The 18,379-nt window shown below is 41.4% G+C and carries 23 protein-coding genes; 20 read left to right on the plus strand and 3 right to left on the minus strand.

Annotation, left to right across the window (positions count from 1 at the left end):
- Positions 1-41 precede the first annotated feature (41 nt).
- The 5 genes from F9856_RS00445 to greA all read left to right on the plus strand — a co-directional run bounded on the left by F9856_RS00445 (position 42) and on the right by greA (position 5,023).
- A complete protein-coding gene (locus tag F9856_RS00445; protein ID WP_024376675.1) occupies positions 42-704 on the plus strand; it encodes a hypothetical protein in 663 nt (220 codons plus the stop codon).
- 1 nt (position 705) lies between these two features.
- Complete coding sequence (murC, locus tag F9856_RS00450; protein WP_024400971.1) at positions 706-2,037, plus strand: UDP-N-acetylmuramate--L-alanine ligase; 1,332 nt, start codon at positions 706-708, stop codon at positions 2,035-2,037.
- 55 nt (positions 2,038-2,092) lie between these two features.
- Positions 2,093-2,578, plus strand: a complete 486-nt coding sequence (locus F9856_RS00455) for a GNAT family N-acetyltransferase (protein ID WP_202105408.1) — start codon at positions 2,093-2,095, stop codon at positions 2,576-2,578.
- A gap of 71 nt (positions 2,579-2,649) precedes the next feature.
- Positions 2,650-4,467 carry an endolytic transglycosylase MltG gene (gene mltG, locus F9856_RS00460; RefSeq protein ID WP_105120080.1) on the plus strand — a complete coding sequence of 606 codons (1,818 nt, stop codon included), beginning with the start codon at positions 2,650-2,652 and terminating at the stop codon, positions 4,465-4,467.
- Between the two features lie 73 nt (positions 4,468-4,540).
- The gene (gene greA, locus F9856_RS00465; protein WP_002938298.1) at positions 4,541-5,023 is read left to right on the plus strand and encodes a transcription elongation factor GreA; all 483 of its coding nucleotides are present in this window, start codon (positions 4,541-4,543) and stop codon (positions 5,021-5,023) included.
- A 273-nt stretch (positions 5,024-5,296) separates the two neighbouring features.
- Here the strand turns inward: greA and yidC are convergent, their stop codons facing one another.
- Together yidC and F9856_RS00475 are read right to left on the minus strand one after the other, a co-directional pair.
- Positions 5,297-6,211 carry a membrane protein insertase YidC gene (gene yidC, locus F9856_RS00470; RefSeq protein WP_024399634.1) on the minus strand — a complete coding sequence of 305 codons (915 nt, stop codon included), beginning with the start codon at positions 6,209-6,211 and terminating at the stop codon, positions 5,297-5,299.
- A gap of 66 nt (positions 6,212-6,277) precedes the next feature.
- Positions 6,278-6,559, minus strand: coding sequence for an acylphosphatase (locus F9856_RS00475; RefSeq protein ID WP_202105409.1), 282 nt, complete (start codon positions 6,557-6,559; stop codon positions 6,278-6,280).
- A 130-nt stretch (positions 6,560-6,689) separates the two neighbouring features.
- Here F9856_RS00475 and F9856_RS00480 point away from each other — a divergent pair, with 130 nt between their 5' ends.
- The 4 genes from F9856_RS00480 (at position 6,690) to tnpA (ending at position 9,345) form a co-directional block, all read left to right on the plus strand.
- Entirely contained in the window at positions 6,690-7,430 is a 741-nt protein-coding gene (locus F9856_RS00480; RefSeq protein ID WP_002942736.1) for a TrmH family RNA methyltransferase, read from the plus strand.
- Positions 7,431-7,476: 46 nt separating this feature from the next.
- Positions 7,477-7,959: an HD domain-containing protein gene (locus tag F9856_RS00485; RefSeq protein ID WP_002942738.1), complete on the plus strand. Its 483-nt coding sequence runs from the start codon at positions 7,477-7,479 to the stop codon at positions 7,957-7,959.
- Positions 7,960-7,980: 21 nt separating this feature from the next.
- A complete protein-coding gene (locus F9856_RS00490) occupies positions 7,981-8,682 on the plus strand; it encodes a Bax inhibitor-1/YccA family protein (protein ID WP_009910586.1) in 702 nt (233 codons plus the stop codon).
- A 198-nt stretch (positions 8,683-8,880) separates the two neighbouring features.
- Positions 8,881-9,345, plus strand: a complete 465-nt coding sequence (tnpA, locus tag F9856_RS00495) for an IS200/IS605-like element ISSsu4 family transposase (RefSeq protein ID WP_002939996.1) — start codon at positions 8,881-8,883, stop codon at positions 9,343-9,345.
- A gap of 142 nt (positions 9,346-9,487) precedes the next feature.
- Here the strand turns inward: tnpA and pepC are convergent, their stop codons facing one another.
- Positions 9,488-10,819 (minus strand): aminopeptidase C, encoded by a 1,332-nt coding sequence (gene pepC / locus F9856_RS00500; RefSeq protein ID WP_202105410.1) that lies wholly within the window; start codon positions 10,817-10,819, stop codon positions 9,488-9,490.
- 133 nt (positions 10,820-10,952) lie between these two features.
- On the opposite strand from pepC, the gene F9856_RS00505 reads away from it, so the two are divergent.
- The 11 genes from F9856_RS00505 to yidD all read left to right on the plus strand — a co-directional run bounded on the left by F9856_RS00505 (position 10,953) and on the right by yidD (position 18,321).
- Positions 10,953-12,200 (plus strand): diaminopimelate decarboxylase, encoded by a 1,248-nt coding sequence (locus F9856_RS00505; protein WP_202105411.1) that lies wholly within the window; start codon positions 10,953-10,955, stop codon positions 12,198-12,200.
- Positions 12,201-12,272: 72 nt separating this feature from the next.
- Positions 12,273-12,515, plus strand: coding sequence for a YneF family protein (locus F9856_RS00510; protein ID WP_024375830.1), 243 nt, complete (start codon positions 12,273-12,275; stop codon positions 12,513-12,515).
- Positions 12,516-12,604: 89 nt separating this feature from the next.
- Positions 12,605-13,399: a glutamate racemase gene (gene racE, locus F9856_RS00515; RefSeq protein WP_024381678.1), complete on the plus strand. Its 795-nt coding sequence runs from the start codon at positions 12,605-12,607 to the stop codon at positions 13,397-13,399.
- A complete protein-coding gene (locus F9856_RS00520; protein WP_202105412.1) occupies positions 13,396-14,406 on the plus strand; it encodes a nucleoside-triphosphate diphosphatase in 1,011 nt (336 codons plus the stop codon). The genes racE and F9856_RS00520 overlap by 4 nt, the downstream gene beginning before the upstream one ends.
- Positions 14,379-14,906, plus strand: coding sequence for a metallophosphoesterase (locus tag F9856_RS00525; RefSeq protein ID WP_024398407.1), 528 nt, complete (start codon positions 14,379-14,381; stop codon positions 14,904-14,906). The genes F9856_RS00520 and F9856_RS00525 overlap by 28 nt, the downstream gene beginning before the upstream one ends.
- A complete protein-coding gene (gene cbpB / locus F9856_RS00530; protein WP_024378617.1) occupies positions 14,903-15,361 on the plus strand; it encodes a cyclic-di-AMP-binding protein CbpB in 459 nt (152 codons plus the stop codon). Before F9856_RS00525 ends, cbpB begins: the two co-directional genes overlap by 4 nt.
- Complete coding sequence (gene xerD / locus F9856_RS00535) at positions 15,358-16,089, plus strand: site-specific tyrosine recombinase XerD (protein ID WP_202105413.1); 732 nt, start codon at positions 15,358-15,360, stop codon at positions 16,087-16,089. The genes cbpB and xerD overlap by 4 nt, the downstream gene beginning before the upstream one ends.
- Entirely contained in the window at positions 16,089-16,808 is a 720-nt protein-coding gene (locus tag F9856_RS00540) for a segregation/condensation protein A (protein ID WP_029996852.1), read from the plus strand. Before xerD ends, F9856_RS00540 begins: the two co-directional genes overlap by 1 nt.
- The gene (gene scpB, locus F9856_RS00545) at positions 16,792-17,361 is read left to right on the plus strand and encodes an SMC-Scp complex subunit ScpB (RefSeq protein ID WP_002939233.1); all 570 of its coding nucleotides are present in this window, start codon (positions 16,792-16,794) and stop codon (positions 17,359-17,361) included. The genes F9856_RS00540 and scpB overlap by 17 nt, the downstream gene beginning before the upstream one ends.
- Positions 17,351-18,082 (plus strand): pseudouridine synthase, encoded by a 732-nt coding sequence (locus F9856_RS00550; protein WP_024375836.1) that lies wholly within the window; start codon positions 17,351-17,353, stop codon positions 18,080-18,082. Before scpB ends, F9856_RS00550 begins: the two co-directional genes overlap by 11 nt.
- Positions 18,082-18,321: a membrane protein insertion efficiency factor YidD gene (gene yidD, locus F9856_RS00555; RefSeq protein ID WP_024375837.1), complete on the plus strand. Its 240-nt coding sequence runs from the start codon at positions 18,082-18,084 to the stop codon at positions 18,319-18,321. The genes F9856_RS00550 and yidD overlap by 1 nt, the downstream gene beginning before the upstream one ends.
- Positions 18,322-18,379 lie beyond the last annotated feature (58 nt).

The following is an 18,379-nucleotide window of genomic DNA, read 5'->3' on the forward strand; positions in this document are numbered from 1 at the left end:
AGGCCTAAGTATGGTATAATAAGGGTTCGAAAGGATGACTTATGATTAGACATGAAAAAAGATTTCCACTAGTCGCAGATGATGAGGTACTAGTTGGAGAAAATCCAATTATGAGTTTATATGATGAGAGCGACCTGATTAGCAATATCAGGGGACCTTATCAAGAAAAGGAATTTAGCTGGTCTACCGATTCACAGCGAGTTGCGTCGGCAAAACCAGTAGCACAAACGGAAGATGAGCTCCTGCCTCCTCTGTTTGAAGCTAAGCCAAGCCATTATTCTCGCAAGGAACGCCTTCAGCAACTGACTAAAACGAAGCCTTCTCCAGTGAAAACACAGGGGCAGTTGGCTCGTGAACAGGCTAGAGAAGACTTGAAGAAAAAACGATCAGCAACCTACTTAAGAGATGAAAAACCAGCACCAGCTAAAGTTGTGGTGAAACCTCCTGTCGTTTCAACAACTGAATCTAAGGCAGGTCGGTTGACACGTTTGGCGGACAACCTACGTCAGACAGACTATATTCTCGCTGATATGCCAGCTGTCTATTCTTTGAAGAAAGAAGATAGAGAACAGGAGCAGGTTATAAAGAAAAATTCGTATGACTTTTTAAGAAAGAGTCAGGTTTACAATTATCCTGAGCGCAGACAACAACGAGATCGCCAAGTGGCACAAGAATTAAATTTGACACATATAGAAGAGGGATAACATGACAAAAACCTATCATTTTATCGGAATTAAGGGATCAGGTATGAGCGCACTTGCTCTTATGTTGCATCAAATGGGGCACAAGGTTCAGGGGAGTGATGTAGAGAAATACTACTTTACACAACGTGGGCTTGAACAAGCTGGGATTCAGATTTTACCGTTTGATGAGAAAAATATTACAGCAGATGTTGAATTGATTGCTGGTAATGCTTTTCGTCCAGATAACAATGTGGAAATCGCTTATGCTGATGCCCAGGGCTATACCTACAAACGTTACCATGAATTTCTAGGTGAATTTATGAAAGGTTTTACGAGCCTCGGTGTTGCTGGTGCCCATGGTAAGACCTCTACAACGGGATTATTGGCACATGTTATGCGCAATATCACAGATACTTCCTTCTTGATTGGTGATGGTACTGGTCGCGGTTCGGCAAATGCTCAGTATTTTGTGTTCGAATCCGATGAATACGAACGTCACTTTGCCCCATACCATCCTGAATACAGCATCATTACCAATATTGATTTTGACCATCCAGATTATTTCACTAGTCTAGAGGATGTTTTCAATGCTTTCAATGATTATGCGAAGCAAGTAAAAAAAGCTCTCTTCGTTTTTGGTGAAGATGAGCAACTTCGTCGTATCACGGCAAATGCTCCAATCTACTATTATGGCTTGGAAGACAATAATGATTTTGTTGCCTATGACTTGAAGCCTTCTACAAGTGGTTCACAATTCAAAGTTCGCCATGGTGAAGAAGAGTTGGGAGAATTCCAAATTCCAACCTTTGGCAAGCATAATGTGATGAATGCAACAGCTGTTATTGCTAATCTCTATATTGCTGGATTTGATTTGCAACTGGTTGCAGAACACTTGAAGACATTTGGAGGTGTCAAACGTCGCTTTACGGAGAAAATTGTCAATGATACTGTTATCATTGATGACTTTGCTCACCATCCAACGGAAATCATTGCAACCATTGATGCGGCACGTCAGAAGTATCCTAGCAAGGAGTTGGTAGCCATTTTCCAACCACATACATTCACTCGTACCATTGCGCTTCTCGATGAGTTTGCAGATGCTTTGAATGAAGCAGATGCAGTTTACCTTGCTCAAATTTATGGATCAGCGCGTGAAACAGACAATGGTCAGGTTAAGGTAGAAGATTTGGCGGCTAAAATCAACAAAAAAGGTGGACTTGTTACAGTTGAAAACACTTCACCACTTTTAGACCATGACAATGCAGTATATGTATTTATGGGAGCTGGTGATATTCAGTCCTATGAATATTCCTTCGAAAGACTCTTGTCAAATCTTACAAATAACGTCCAATAAAAAGAAAGACGGAGGCCTATGGCCCCTGTTTTTCCGCTATATAAGGGAGAAAATTATGGAAATTCGTTTTGCTACTCCTTCGGATTTAGAACAAGTTGTTTTGATTGAAAATGCCAATTTTTCCAAAGAAGAACAAATAGCTGAGTCTGTTCTTGCTATTTATCTGAATGCTTTGAGTAAAACCTGCTTAATAATGGAACACGATGGGGAAATAGCAGGATATTTATTATCCTGTCCTTCTGTTTCGCAGACTGTTACAGACGATATTTTTTACTTGACAGAGAGTGACATGCCGACAGGCAGTCACCTAGCTATTGCCAGTCTATCCGTAGCGGATACCTATAAGGGACAGGGAGTGGGGACTCTTTTGTTGGCAGCCATAAAAGAAGTGACTTTAGCAGGAGGATTTGAAGGAGTTTCCCTGACCTGTAAAGAGTATTTGATTGGCTACTATGAAATGAATCAGTTTGAAGACTTTGGCCCCTCCTTGTCACAATTTGGAGGACAAATGTGGAGTGATATGTACTGGAAAGCCTTGTAGAAAGGGAAGTTCTTGCAATTCATAAGCCTTTAAGATATAATGTATAGTAACTGTGTGAAAGGAGTAACAGCGTGACAAAGGATACGAATGAAAAAAACACGCAGTCTTCAAGCTTCCGCGATCAAATTTTACGAGATTTGGAAGAATTGAAGGTGAAACGTTTGGCGGAACAATCAGCGGATGTTCTTGTTGATAAGCGTAACGAAATTATCAACGAGCTTCAGCCTAGTCTTGCCGAAGAAAAAGCCCCCCATAGAGAGACTGAAATTGTAAAAGTAGAAGGTATTGCCTTCCCTGATTCATACTTGCCAGAAGAACAGCAAGAATCAGAAGTGATGACGGAAAGTATTGAAGAGCCAACATCAGAAACTTTGGCTACTCCAGAGACTTTTGTGATTGAAAAAGAAGTCATTTCAAGTCCGGTTCCTCAAGATACGGTGGAGCGGAACTTGGAAGAGCTACGAAACCTTGTAGCTGCTAATACTGTAGAATTTGATGAGGCTCCATCAAGCTCGTTGGTTTCCGAACCAGTCGAGCCTGTCCTTTCAGAGAAGTCTTCTTTGGAAGATACATTTTTGGAATTTCCAACGGAAGATGTATCAGCTGTAACGGGTGATACAGAGGTTATCTCACTGGAAGAAACAATTGTTGCAACGAAGGCAGTAGCTCCAGTTGCAGCGACAGAAGAGCAGATGCAACCAACACAGTCTAGACGATCATCGTCGCACAGAGCAAACAAGCAACGTCGTAAAAAACAGGATAAAGCCGCTAAACGCATTGTCTCTGTTATCATGTCGATTATTGTAGTGGCGGTTCTAGTGACAGGTCTTACTGGCTATATGTGGGTAAAATCTAGTCTGGAACCAGTCAATACCAAAGCTACAGAAGCTATTCAGGTAGAGATTCCAGAAGGCTCTTCAACTTTAGAAATTGGTAAAATTTTAGTTGATAACAAGTTGATTAAGAATGCTACTATTTTTAACTACTACTCTAAAATTAAGAGCTATAATAATTTCCAAAGTGGTTTTTATAATTTAAAACAAAATATGTCTGTGGATGACATCGCCAAAGCACTTCAAGAAAGTGGCACTCCGACAGCTCAAAAAGAAGCCGCAGGTAAGATTTTGATTGTTGAAGGGTATACACTGACACAAATTGCTCAGGCTATTACAGATAATACCAAGACAGAAGATAAAAATGATAAAACACCATTTACCACAGAACAATTTATGGCTACTGTGACCAACCAAGATTTTATTAATCGAATGGTTGCTACTTATCCAAAATTGTTTGCCAGCTTACCAGCTGCTGATAGTGGAGTTATTTATCAGTTGGAAGGTTACCTCTTCCCAGCGGTTTATGAATACAGCGATGAAACAACTATCGAAGAGCTCGTTGAGCAAATGATTGCCGCGATGGATAATCGTTTACAACCATATTATGAAACGATTGCTGCTAAGAATTTGACTGTAAATGAAGTTCTTACCTTGGCATCTTTGGTTGAAAAAGAAGGTTCTACTGATGAAGATCGTCGAAACATTGCAAGTGTCTTCTTTAACCGCTTGAATGCAGCAATGCCTCTACAATCCAATATTGCAATCTTGTATGCTCAGGGTAAACTTGGTCAAGAAACAACTCTGGCAGAAGATGCAGCGATTGATACATCAATTGAGTCACCATACAATATTTATTGGACACCAGGATTGATGCCTGGACCAGTGGATAGTCCAAGCCTTTCGGCTATCGAGGCAGTGATTAATGCCAACACGACAGACTATCTTTACTTTGTAGCAGATGTTACAACTGGAAGTGTTTACTTTACAAATAATATTGATGAACATAACCAAAACGTTGCTAAGTATGTAAATGCACATCTTAATAATGAGTAAATTCTTATAACAAAATTATGTGGTTTTCCACATAATTTTGTTTTCATGAAAAATAAAAGAAAAGGAAAGACAAATGGCAGAAAAAACATATCCAATGACCTTGGAAGAAAAGGAAAAATTAGAAAAAGAACTAGAGGAACTAAAGCTAGTTCGTCGACCAGAAATTGTTGAACGTATTAAAATTGCTCGTTCATACGGAGACCTTTCAGAAAACTCTGAGTACGAAGCAGCTAAAGATGAACAGGCTTTTGTTGAAGGTCAAATCTCAACAATCGAAACAAAAATTCGCTATGCTGAAATCGTAAACAGTGATGCAGTTGCTGCGGATGAAGTGGCAATTGGTAAGACTGTGACTGTTCAAGAAGTTGGTGAGACCGAAGAAGAAGTCTATCATATCGTTGGTGCTGCAGGTGCAGATGCCTTTGCAAACAAGATTTCAAATGAAAGCCCAATTGGCCATGCTTTGATTGGTAAAAAAACAGGAGATGTTGCAACAATTGAGACACCTGCTGGTAGCTATGATGTAAAAATCTTGAAGGTTGAAAAAACGAAATAAGGTGTGGAGAGAGTCGAAAGATTCTCTCTTTTTGTATAGTCGTTTAGTATAGCTTTGATTTCTTCGACGAGTACTGAGGCGAACAGAGTTCGATTCAGCTCAACAACTTAAAACGAAAAATTGTTGACGAACTCTTCTATGAATGGTTGAGCTCCTTTCCCACTCCCTATTTCCAACCTCCAACTATTTCCCAGATAGTTGGAGCACGTACAAAAAGTAAACTAAACATACTATATAAGAAAACAACCATCTGAAACAGATGGTTGCGATTTTTTATCTAGAACGTTGTTTACCGGCGTTACGGTTTGATTTCTTAGACGTTTTTTCTTCGATGATAGCGGATGCTTTAGGAGTTACATCCTTGATAGTTGATTTATATGGTTTTGGAGGATTATTTTTAAATTCTTCTTCAACCTTAGCACGGATACGTGGTTTCAAGATGAAGTTTGTAAGAGCTTGTTGAATAAGACCGATAAATCCACCGACTACCCAGTAGAGGGTAACACCAGCAGGTGAAGACCAAGAGAACATAACAATCATCAATGGGTTCATGATTGCCACAGCTCTCATTTGTTTCTTCTGTTCTTCGTCCATACCGACTTGCATCAGAAGTGATTGAGCGTAGTAGAGGATACCAGCAATAGCTGTTAGAATGAGACTTGCAGAACCGAGATCAATGCCAAGGAAGGTTGCTTCTGAGATTCCTTCTGTGTAACGAGCTGCATAGAAGAGTGCCGTAAAGAATGGCATTTGAATCAAGATAGGAAGACAGCCCATTCCACCAAATACGCTGACACCATATTGTTTTTGAGCAGCAAAGTATTCCTGTTGGGCAGCTAATTGCTCTTCTTGGGAACTTGCATTTTTCATGCGTTCTTGGATTGGACCTAAAATTGGTTTGAGGTAATTCATTTTCTCAGACTGATAGGTTGATTTCCAAGATTGGTAAATACCTAGTGGCATGATGAAGAGACGAACAATCAATGTCACGATAATGATAGCAACACCGAAACCGAGTCCTTGGTTTTCCGCGAAGAATTTAATCAGGTTTCCCATTGGGGCAACAAGGAAGTTGTAGACCCAACCTTCACCAGTAGGAACACCGTTCTTTGTCTGCACACATCCTGATAGAAATACTAGCGTAGACAGGGCTAGACCTGTTAATAAAATTCGTTTATTCTTTTTCAAAATGATACATTCCTTTTTTTACAAGATACATTCTATTTTACTTTTTTTGTTCAAAATATACAAGTTTTATCTATAAGCCACCTGAAAATCCTTATAGTCTTCGAAGTTGGCTAGGGTGACATCTAGATAGGTGACTTTGGCCATACGAGAAGGCCCTTTCCGAATTTCATGGATAAAATGGCTGAGCTTCTCAGCATTATCTGACTGAGCTAAAATGGTGACAGTTCCATCATCATTATTCCAAACTCTGCCGTAGATGTCGCCTATTTCCACAGCTAAAAATTGAACAGACCAACGAAAGCCGACTCCTTGCACACGACCAGATGCAATCATTTTTATCTTTCGCATAAGTTTCTCCTTTTGACAAGACATTTACTTTATTATATCATGGTTGGGTAAGACTGTTCAAAAATCAAGATAATTGATTTAGCCGTTGGGAAATTGAAGTTGCTGAGCAGTAAAAGAAAAAGGGGCATTCATGGAGATCATTCGCTCAAAGGCCAATCATTTGGTCAAGCAGGTTAAGAAATTACAACAGAAAAAATACCGTACTTCTTCTTATTTGATTGAAGGTTGGCATTTGTTGGAGGAGGCTTTGGCAGCCAAAGTACCTATTGAACATATATTGGTATCAGAAGAACATGTTCATCGGGTTGCTGGTTTATCCAATGTAACAGTTGTTAGTTCAGATATTATGCAGGATTTAGCAGACTCACGGACACCGCAAGGGGTAGTAGCTCAACTGTCCTTACCAAATCAGACCTTACCCGATGTCTTAACAGGAAAATTTTTGGTTCTGGAGGATGTGCAGGACCCTGGAAATGTTGGTACCATGATTCGTACAGCTGATGCAGCTGGTTTTGATGGAGTATTTCTATCGGATAAGTCGGCAGATATTTACAATATGAAAGTTCTGCGTTCCATGCAAGGGAGTCATTTCCACTTGCCAGTTTATCGGATGCCGATGACTGCTATTTTTTCTGCTTTAAAAAGCAATCAGCTACAAATCTTGGCAACAACCCTCTCTAGTCAGTCGGTTGACTATAAGGAAGTTACGCCAAATCCGAGTTTTGCCTTGGTCATGGGAAATGAAGGTCAAGGAATTTCAACTTTTGTAGCCGATGAGGCGGATCAACTTGTCCATATTACCATGCCAGGGCAGGCGGAAAGCCTCAATGTGGCGATTGCAGCAGGAATTTTATTGTTTAGCTTTATTTAAGCCAAGTGTACTATAGTGTGGTATAATATTCCAACGAGGTTAACGAATGGTTGCATATAAACAAGATAAAGAATACATGCATTACGTGGGGCACTTGATTGCCACACCCAAGGTGCAAAAATTGGGGAAAATCCCTCATCATTATTACTCCACGCGCTTGGAACATTCCATCAATGTCTCTTATACAAGCTATAAGATTGCGAAAAAATTTGGTTGGGATGCCAAGTCAACAGCTCGTGGTGGTCTATTGCATGATTTATTCTTCTATGATTGGAGAGATACCAAATTCAACAAGAGCCATGCTTGGGTTCATCCACGAATTGCTAAACGCAATGCTCAGAAACTCATTCAACTCAATAAACTAGAAGAAGACATCATTGTGAAGCATATGTTTGGTGCGACAATCGCTCCTCCTCGCTACAAGGAATCTTGGATTGTGACATGTGTGGATAAGTATTGGGCTGTGAGAGAGTGGAGTCTGCCCTTACAACACAAGTGGAAAAATCGTAAGGTCTTTCGGTTTCAATAAAATGATTTAAAGGAGAATAGTATGAATAACGATTCATTTATTATTAATCAGGTGGATAATACCGCCCTCAACCGTTTCTTCGGTAAAATTTATGGTGTGGTTGCCATGGGAATTGGTCTATCAGCTCTAGTTTCTTTCTTGGCTGTGACCGTCTTTCAATCTTTATTGCTTAGTCTGCTGAGTGCAGGTTCCATCATCATGATGCTGATTATGATTGGTCAGATTGCCTTGGTTGTTTCTGCTTCAGCAATGGCAGCTAAAAATAGCCCAATGGCTCTACCAATGTTTCTTGCCTACTCAGTAACAAATGGGATTACCATCAGCATGATTTTGATGTTCTATACTAGCGAAACAGTTGTACTCGCCTTCGTGTCAGCGGCTCTCATGTTTGCTATCATGGCTGTAATTGGGATGACAACGAAGAAAGATCTTTCTGGTATGGCCCAGGCATTGCGTGCAGCTCTATGGGGAATTATTATTGCAAGTGTTATTAATATCTTCCTTCGTAGCTCAGGTCTAAGCTTTATGATGTCTATCATTTCTGTTTTGGTATTCTCAGGTTTGATTGCTTATGACAACCAACGTATCCGCAATGTTTTCGAACAAACTGGTGGTAATGTTGGCCAAGGTTGGGTCGTATCCATGGCGCTTCAGCTCTATCTTGACTTTATAAACCTTTTCCTCAACTTACTCCGTATCTTTGGTGGATTGAGTCGAGACTAATTATGACATATAAAAAAGAGGGTAACCCTCTTTTTTATATGTCGTTTATTATGTGACTTTTAGTCCGTCACGCTCCGTAAGGTGCGTGACAAATAAACCACCCGCTATGCGGGTGCGCGATGAAGGTTATACCAAAAAAACTCCAAACGCGATACAATAAAGGTGTTCAAGCCTATTGTAAAGCGAAAGGAGAAAAATATGGCGCAAAAGGCACATAGTTTATCACATACAAAATGGCTGTGTAAATACCACATTGTCTTCACACCTAAGTATAGACGAAAAATCATCTATAATCAATATCGAAGTAGTTTGGGAGAAATATTCCGACGTTTGTGTACTTATAAAGGTGTTGAAATTATCGAAGGTCATCTGATGCCAGACCATGTTCACATGTTAGTCAGTATTCCTCCAAGGCTAAGTGTATCAAGTTTTATGGGCTATTTAAAAGGCAAGAGTGCTCTTATGATGTTTGATAAACACGCCAATCTCAAATATAAATTTGGCAATCGTCATTTCTGGGCAGAGGGATATTATGTAAGTACGGTTGGACTTAATGAAGCCACAATTAAGAAATATATACAAGAACAGGAAAAACATGATATAGCACTTGATAAGTTAAGTGTAAAAGAGTATGAAGATCCCTTTAGGGATAATGGCAAGTAGTACGAATGCCTCTTTAAGAGGCTAGTGACGAGTCAAAAGCAGTGAGGCTTGAACAAAGTGAAAGCCAGCGTCTTTAGGCGCTGGCTGGTGATGTGGGCTTATAGCCCTTGTTCAAACCACCCGTTTGACGGGTGGTCATGATTTATGCTAGAGCTCCCATTGGATCCCATGGGGCAAGGACTTGTGGTTGAGCTTGATAAGCTGCTAGTTCTTCTTGTGTGAGGAATTCTTTTCGGACAACAATCTGATAAGTGTACTCATCCATCCAGCTATCTGATGCGACGAAGTATCCCTTGTCACCAACCTTGTCACCCCAAGAGTTTTCCACTTTCCATTTGAGAGGTTGCTCATTGTCATCTAAATCAACACCAGTTAAGACCATAGCGTGGGTCATCAAGCTCTCGGAGTAGTCTAATCTTCCAGCCTTGTCTTGATGGAAACGGATACCCAGACCTGAAGAGAAGTCGTAGGTGTTGGTTGCCATAATACCAGTTTGACGGTTGCTGCTTTGACCGACATCGGAACCAAACCAAACGGACTCACCAGCTTTGAGTTGGGCAATAGCTAGTTCTTTAAAACGGTTCATTTCTACATTGAGATAGCGGACAGCAGGGGCACCAATGACGTTCCCCAACAATTCGACTGTATAAGATTTATTGTAAGGTTTATCAGTAGTTGGAGCGTTGATAATGGAGACATAGTCAGATAGTTTCAAACCAACGTATTTCTCGTAGAATGCCTGAGGTGTCACATTTGTATCGCGGTGATAAACATTGTCTTTATCTCTATATGCAAAATCAAAGCTGCGTGGAGGGAGTCCAAGGTTAACAGCTAGGAAGTTAAAGATTTCTTGAAGCAAGTTTTCTTTTTGTGTTTGAACCTCTTCCGGAGATGCTCCTTTGGCAAGGAGGTCTCGCAAGATTTGTGCATCTTGACGGAGCAATTTGTTAAGGTACTGATTGAGCTCACGGCTGGCACTGGATGAGATAGATTCTGGATAGACGGATTTCGGTACCACACCATATTTTTCAAATAGGGCAACAACCATATCCCATTGACCGCCATCTTGTTGCGGGGTATCCAATAAGAATTTTACCTTACGGCTACCAATTTCTTGGTCAGCTGTGGCAATGATTTGTTCGAGGAACCAGTTGGATTTTTCATATTTATCCCAAAAGAAGGTATGGGCCTGTGATAGCTCAAAATTCTCCAGTTTGAAGTCAGAGATGAGTTTGTGGCGGAAGGTGTTTAATGCAGCAAACATCCAGCAACGTCCAGAAGCCTTTTGGTTTGAAACAGCGTCCTTTGTCAAGTCGATTGAAAAGACATAGTCATTGTCGATGGCGCTTTGGCGTGTTTCTAAGGATTTCAAAAGCCCGTTATGGCTAACGGCATTTTCGGTTGCCTGTAGGCTTGGATTAGCTAGATAGTTGGCATACAAGCGTTCTGTAAAATCAAAATCTAGTGTTGACATATATTACTCCTTTTTTAATGATAATCACATTATAGCGCTAGAAATTTATTTTGCAAGTATTTGGTGGAGTTGAAGGCTACAGTTCCTCACATATTTGTGATATAATAAGAAAAATATTTGATGAGGTAGAGATATGACCAAGACACCATTTGTCAGTAAAGAAGTTTTAGAAACCGTTACGGAGCAATTTCCGACTCCTTTTCATTTGTATGATGAAAAAGGCATTCGTGAGAAGGCGCGTGCCCTTAATGCAGCTTTTTCATGGAACAAAGGCTTTAAGGAATATTTTGCGGTCAAGGCGACTCCAACTCCAGCTATTTTAAAAATTCTTCAAGAAGAAGGTTGTGGAGTGGATTGTGCCACCGATGTGGAAGTGCTGATGAGTGAAAAATTGGGCTTTAAGGACATCATGTTCACATCTAATGACACCCAGGCACAAGAATTTGTTTATGCCAGAAAAGTTGGGGCGACCATTAACCTTGATGCCTATGAGCATATTGAGTTTTTGAAAAATGTTGCTGGGATTCCAGAAACGGTCTGTCTCCGTTACAATCCTGGAGGAATCTTCTCGCTGGGAACGGATATTATGGACCACCCAGAAGAGTCTAAGTTTGGGATGACCAAGGAACAGTTGATGAAAGGCTATAAGGAACTGAAAGAGCTAGGTGTCAAGGAATTTGGTATTCATGCCTTTCTAGCTTCGAATACAGTAACAAATGACTATTATCCTGTTCTGGCGCGTCAGTTGTTTGAATTGGCCTTGGAAATTCGTGAGGAAACAGGTGTGACCTTGGACTTCATCAACCTATCAGGTGGGATTGGAGTCAACTATCGTCCTGAGCAAGAACCGAACGACATTGCTGTCATTGGTGAGGGTGTTCGTAAGGTTTACGAGGAAATTCTCACGCCAGCTGGTATGGAACATATAAAAATCTTTACAGAATTGGGGCGCTTTATGTTGGCGCCACACGGTCACTTGATTACAAAGGTGCTCCATCGTAAGGAAACCTATCGGACTTATATTGGTGTCGATGCATCAGCAGCCAACCTCATGCGTCCTGCCTTCTATGGCGCCTACCACCATATCACCAATATCACGCGCCCTGATGCGCCAATCGAAGTGGTGGATGTGGCAGGTTCCCTCTGTGAAAACAACGACAAGTTTGCGGTTAATCGTGACTTACCACGGGCAGAAGTAGGAGACACCTTGGTCATTCATGACAGTGGTGCACACGGCTTCTCCATGGGCTACAACTACAACGGTCGTCTGCGTTCTTCTGAAATTCTTTTGCAGGAAGATGGCACAGCGCGGATGATTCGTCGTGCTGAAACTCCTGAGGATTATTTCGCGACCATTTACGGTTTTGAATTTGACAAGTAAGTCTTGGAAAAGACTGTTGAATTTGGTATAATAGATGTAGTTACGTAGAAATAAAGATTTGAGGAGATTGATATGCAATTAGGTATCGGTTTAGTAATTGTTTTGGTGCTTGTGGCATTTGCAGGTGGTGTAGCCTTGGGTATTTACTTGTCACGCAAACAAGTGGAAAACTACATTGCTGATAAGCCAGTTTTGGATGAAAATGCTTTGCGTTTGATGATGAGCCAAATGGGTCAAAAGCCAAGCGAAGCAAAAGTACAACAAGTACTTCGCCAAATCAAGAGCCAACAAAAAGTGGCAAGCAAGAAAAAATAATCAAACTGGGACTGGGATATTCATTCCTAGATCCCATTTTTTGAGTAGAAAAGAAAGGCTAGTCAGATTTTCTGGCTAATCTCAGTATTATGGATAATCGACCAATAGGTTTTTTAGATTCAGGTGTGGGGGGATTAACGGTTGCGCGTGAGTTAATGCGCCAACTTCCCCATGAAGAAATCGTTTATATAGGGGACTCGGCACGGGCACCTTATGGACCCCGTCCAGCGGAACAAATCAGAGAATATACGTGGCAGTTGGTCAATTTCCTTTTGACAAAAAATGTAAAAATGATTGTCTTTGCCTGTAATACGGCAACAGCGGTAGCCTGGGAAGAAGTCAAGGAAAAGTTGGATATTCCTGTTTTGGGTGTTATTTTACCAGGTGCTTCGGCAGCTATCAAGGCAACGCAAACTGGTAAGGTTGGTGTCTTAGGAACGGCTATGACCATTCAATCCGATATCTATCGTGAAAAAATTCAGGCCCTTTCTCCAGAAACGCAGGTAGACAGCCTAGCCTGTCCCAAATTTGCCCCTCTGGTTGAGTCCAATAGCCACCAATCTAGTCTTGCCAAAAAGGTTGTTTATGAGACACTTCGACCACTCGTTGGGAAAGTGGACACCTTGGTCTTGGGATGTACCCATTATCCCCTACTTCGCCCCATCATCCAGAATGCCATGGGCAAGGATGTCAAGTTGATTGACAGTGGGGCAGAGTGCGCGCGAGATATTTCTGTTTTATTAAATTATTTTCAAATCAACCGCAGCCGTACCGAAAAGGATATTCAGCACAGATTTTACACAACAGCTAGTCCGGCAGCTTTTAAAGAAATAGCTGAAAGCTGGATGGGCATTGATATTCATGTGGAGCATGTAGAACTATGACAGACAAGATATACGAATACAGAGATGAACACAATTGGTTTATTGGAAAGGCTAGCTTTGCCAACCTATTTGGTTCATTTGGAGTAAATGGAAGAGAGCAGGAAATTTACCAGATTGGTCAGTTGTTTGACAAACTGATTGCGGGTAATGTTGAAGATGAGAATTTCAACCAGTGTGTCAACATTGAAGTGATCAAACTTCAGTCTGAATTTGCCCTCTTTCAATTTGCCTGTGATATTTTGAATGAGTTAAACAATCGACAGTTCAAAGTTCTCCAACACCAAGGAGCTATTCTGGTCACAGAAGCTGACAAATTGCTCTTGGTTCATCTGCCCCAAACAGGGGTTAGCACGGCAGATTTCTTCGGTCAAGACAAGGGATTGGCAAGCGTGGGAGATACCGTCTTGATTGCCACTAAAAATGAAGGTAAGACCAAGGAATTTCGCAAGTTTTTTGAGCGTTTTGGCTACCAGGTCGAGAACCTCAACAATTATCCTGACCTGCCAGATGTAGCAGAGACAGGTATGACTTTTGAGGAAAATGCACGGCTCAAGGCTGAAACCATAGCAGAGCTGACAGGCAAAATGGTCTTGGCAGATGATTCAGGTTTGAAGGTTGATGCTTTAGGTGGCCTGCCAGGGGTCTGGTCTGCTCGTTTTTCAGGCCCAGATGCCACAGACGAGCTCAATAATGCCAAACTCTTGCATGAGTTAGCTATGGTCTTCGACTTGAAAAATCGTTCTGCTCAGTTCCATTGTACTCTGGTCATGGCTGCTCCAAATCGTGACAGTTTGATTGTCGAAGCGGACTGGGAAGGTTTTATCGGTATGGAACTTCGTGGGGAAAATGGGTTTGGATATGATCCACTTTTCCTCGTGGGCGAAACAGGTAAGACCTCGGCAGAATTAACTCTAGAAGAAAAAAATAAGATTTCCCACCGTGCACAAGCACTAGAAAAATTAGTGGAGGCATTTCCAGTATGGCAGGAGCAAGCAAAACAATCCTAGTCATGAGCGACTCTCATGGGGATAGACAGATTGTAGAAGAGATTAAAAACCACTATCTTGGCAAGGTCGATGCTATCTTTCACAATGGTGATTCGGAGCTGGACAGTCAAGATAGTTTGTGGGACGGCATTCAAGTGGTCAATGGGAACTGCGACTATTTTGGTGGTTACCCTGACCAGCTCATTACTCAATTGGATGGTGTGACTATCGCTCAGACTCATGGTCATCTTTATGGCATTAATTACGGCTGGCAACGGTTGGATTATTGGGCACAGGAAGTTGATGCGGATATTTGCTTGTATGGGCATCTGCATGTGCCTGATGCCGAAGTGCGTGGCAAGACCCTCTTCCTCAATCCTGGCTCCGTTAGTCAACCTCGTGGTTTGGTCAGAGAATGTCTCTATGCTCTTGTGACCATCTATGATGATCACTTCCATGTGGATTACTATAATCGACAGCACCAACTTTACCCAGCATTGACAAAGGATATTTCAAGATGATTGCAAGAGAATTTGAAGCCTTTTTATTGGACCAGGAAGAAACTTTCTTGACACCAGCGGATAAATTGGCAGTAATTATTGATACGCATAATATTGACCATGCAAAACTGTTACTCAGTCACATGACCTATTCACGCGTACCCGTGGTAACAGAAGATGGCCGCTTTTTTGGAACCATCGGCTTGACGGAAATCATTAAATATCAAGCTGAAAATGAACTATCGGATGATGAGTTAAACAGAGATATTTCCTTGATTGCTAAGACAGATGAAGAGACGGTTGGTCTGGATTATGATTTGACAGAAGTGATGCGCAAGCTAGTAGATCAATCTTTCCTACCTGTTCTAGGGGAAAACAGAGAATTTCTAGGCATTATTACCCGCAAATCCATTCTCAAAGCCATTAATGCCCTCTTGCATAATTTTCCCCTAGCATCAAAAGAAGGCAAGAAATGAAGCAGGCGATTGAATCTTTTATCCAGAGCAAAAAGGTCAGTGTCAACAGCCAAAAGTCCTATACCTATGACCTGCAGCAGTTTGTGACAGTAACAAAGGGGGAGATTAGCCAACAGTCTCTTTGGGTCTATCAGCAGTCTCTTCTAGACTTGAAGCCTGCTGCTCAGAAAAGAAAAATGTCAGCGGTCAATCAATTTCTCTACTTTCTTTATGAAAATAATCTCCTGGATCGTTTTTATAAATTACAAACGATGTCAGGTCCAGCCAGCGTCAAAAAGAAACTGGAGCGTGAGGATTTAACTCTCCTCTTTCAAGAAAGTCCTTGGCTTGATGGGCAACTGATTGCTCTTTTGATTGCCTTACTAGGGCTGACTCCTAGTGAAATAGCAGAGCTGATTAGCCAGCAGGTCAATCTGGATTTTCAAGTCCTAACAGTTGAGAAAGGGGGAGCCAAACGCGTCCTCAACTTGCCCAAGGAATTACTTGTTTATTTGGAAGGGCATTTGACTGGAATGTATGTCTTTGACAAAAAAGGGCAGACCTATTCTCGTCAGTGGTTTTTTAATCGTCTGACAGAATTTGTCCAGTCCATCGGCAAGCCTGATTGGACAGCCCAAAAATTACGGGAGCAGTATATTCTAAAACAGATAGACGAAGGAAAATCCTTGGACCAAATCGCCAAGCAGTTGGGACTAAAAACAAGCATGAGTTTGGAAAAATTTAGATAATGGATATAAAATTAAAAGATTTTGAAGGGCCACTTGATCTCCTGCTACACCTGGTGTCCAAGTATCAAGTAGATATTTACGAGGTTCCGATTACAGAGGTTATTGAGCAATATTTGGCCTACATTGCTACCTTGCAAGCCATGCGTTTAGAGGTAGCGGGAGAATATATGCTCATGGCTAGTCAATTGATGGTCATCAAAAGTCGTCGATTATTGCCGAAGGTTGTTGAGCAAATTGATCCCGAAGATGATCCTGAAATGGACCTCTTGGACCAGTTGGAAGAATACCGCAAGTTCAAACTTCTCAGTGAGAAATTAGGGGAGCAACATGATGAACGGGCCAACTATTTTTCAAAACCCAAATTAGATTTGATTTATGATGATGTACAGTTAGCCAAGGATAAGACCGTCATTGACATTTTCCTAGCTTTTTCTAAAGTAATGGCTGAAAAACAGGCAAGCCTCCGTCAGTCTCATGCGACCATTGCCCGTGATGAATATAAAATCGAAGACATGATGGACTTTGTTCGCAGTCGTTTCGAGATTGGTCCACGCCTTGAACTCCGTCAGCTTTTTCAAGAAAGTCAAGATGTTAATGAAATGATTACGATCTTCCTTGCGACTTTGGAATTGGTCAAGGTTCATGAAATCGTCTTGGAGCAGACAGAGACTTTTGGAGATATTTATCTAGTAAGGAGTGAAGATGAATCGCTTAGCTGAAATCGAAGTCCTGCTCTTTGTGGCAGGTGAGGATGGCTTGACGTTACGAAATTTGGCAGAGATGTTGGAAATGCAGCCGACAGCTGTCAGCCAGCAGTTAGAGAAACTTAGTGAGAAATATATGGCAGACAAAGCCTCAGGCTTAGCCATCTTAGAGTCTTCCAATCGCTACAAGTTGGTTACTAAAAAAGAATATGCAAACCTTTTGCGAATCTATGCCAAAACACCAATCAATCAGACTATGTCACGGGCTCTTTTGGAAACCTTATCAATCGTAGCCTATAAGCAACCCATTACTCGGATTGAAGTTGATGATATTCGCGGAGTCAATTCCAGTGGTGCCATCAGTAAATTACAGGCCTTTGACCTCATTCGTGAGAACGGTAAGAAAGAGGTTCTTGGCAGACCAAATCTCTATGTGACAACAGATTATTTCCTGGATTACATGGGAATTAATAGTCTAGAAGAATTGCCTGATGTGTCTGAAATAGATTTGATTCAAGAAGAAACAGAGCTATTCGTAGAAAGAAATGAGTTAGAAAATGAGAATTAATAAATACATTGCCCATGCTGGAGTTGCCAGTCGTCGTAAGGCAGAAGAATTGATAAAACAAGGCCTAGTAACTGTAAATGGTCAAGTTGTCCGTGAGTTGGCAACTACTATTAAGTCTGGAGATATTGTGGAAGTCGAAGGACAACCAATCTACAATGAAGAGAAGGTTTACTACCTCCTCAATAAACCACGTGGTGTCATTTCTAGTGTGTCAGATGATAAGGGCAGAAAGACGGTTGTGGACTTGTTGCCAACAGTTAAGGAGCGGATTTATCCTGTAGGACGTCTGGACTGGGATACATCTGGGGTCTTGATTTTGACCAATGACGGTGATTTTACAGACGAGATGATTCACCCACGAAATGAGATTGATAAGGTTTACTTGGCGCGTGTCAAAGGGGTTGCCAACAAGGAAGTTTTGCGTCCTTTGACCCGTGGTGTTGTCATTGATGGCAAAAAGACCAAGCCTGCGGTGTACGAGATTATCAAGGTGGATCCTGTTAAGAACCGCTCAGTTGTAGAATTAACAATCCATGAAGGTCGAAACCACCAGGTTAAGAAGATGTTTGAGGCTGTCGGCTTGCAGGTAGATAAACTGTCTCGTACTCGCTTTGGTAATCTTGACTTGACCGGCCTACGTCCAGGAGAATACCGAAAACTCAACAAGAAAGACATCAGCAAACTACATACCCTGGCTGTTACTAAGCCAGTTAAAAAATAATGACAAGACTCTTGATCGGCTTGGTCCGATTCTATCAGAAATTTATTTCCCCCCTTTTTCCGCCCTCTTGTCGCTACCGTCCAACTTGTTCCACTTATATGATCGAGGCCTTGCAAAAACATGGACTCAAGGGCTTTTTGATGGGGTTGGCTCGAATTGGTCGCTGTCATCCCTTTGTGGAAGGTGGGGAAGATCCTGTGCCGGACAGGTTTAGTTTGAAAAGAAATAAGCAGAAGTAGGGTAACCTACTTTTTGTTTTGTATAAATATAGGTTTTTAGGTTGCCTTTAGTACTCTC

The organism is Streptococcus suis (genome assembly GCF_016743335.1).
In the GTDB taxonomy this organism is placed as follows: Bacteria; Bacillota; Bacilli; order Lactobacillales; family Streptococcaceae; genus Streptococcus; species Streptococcus suis_Y.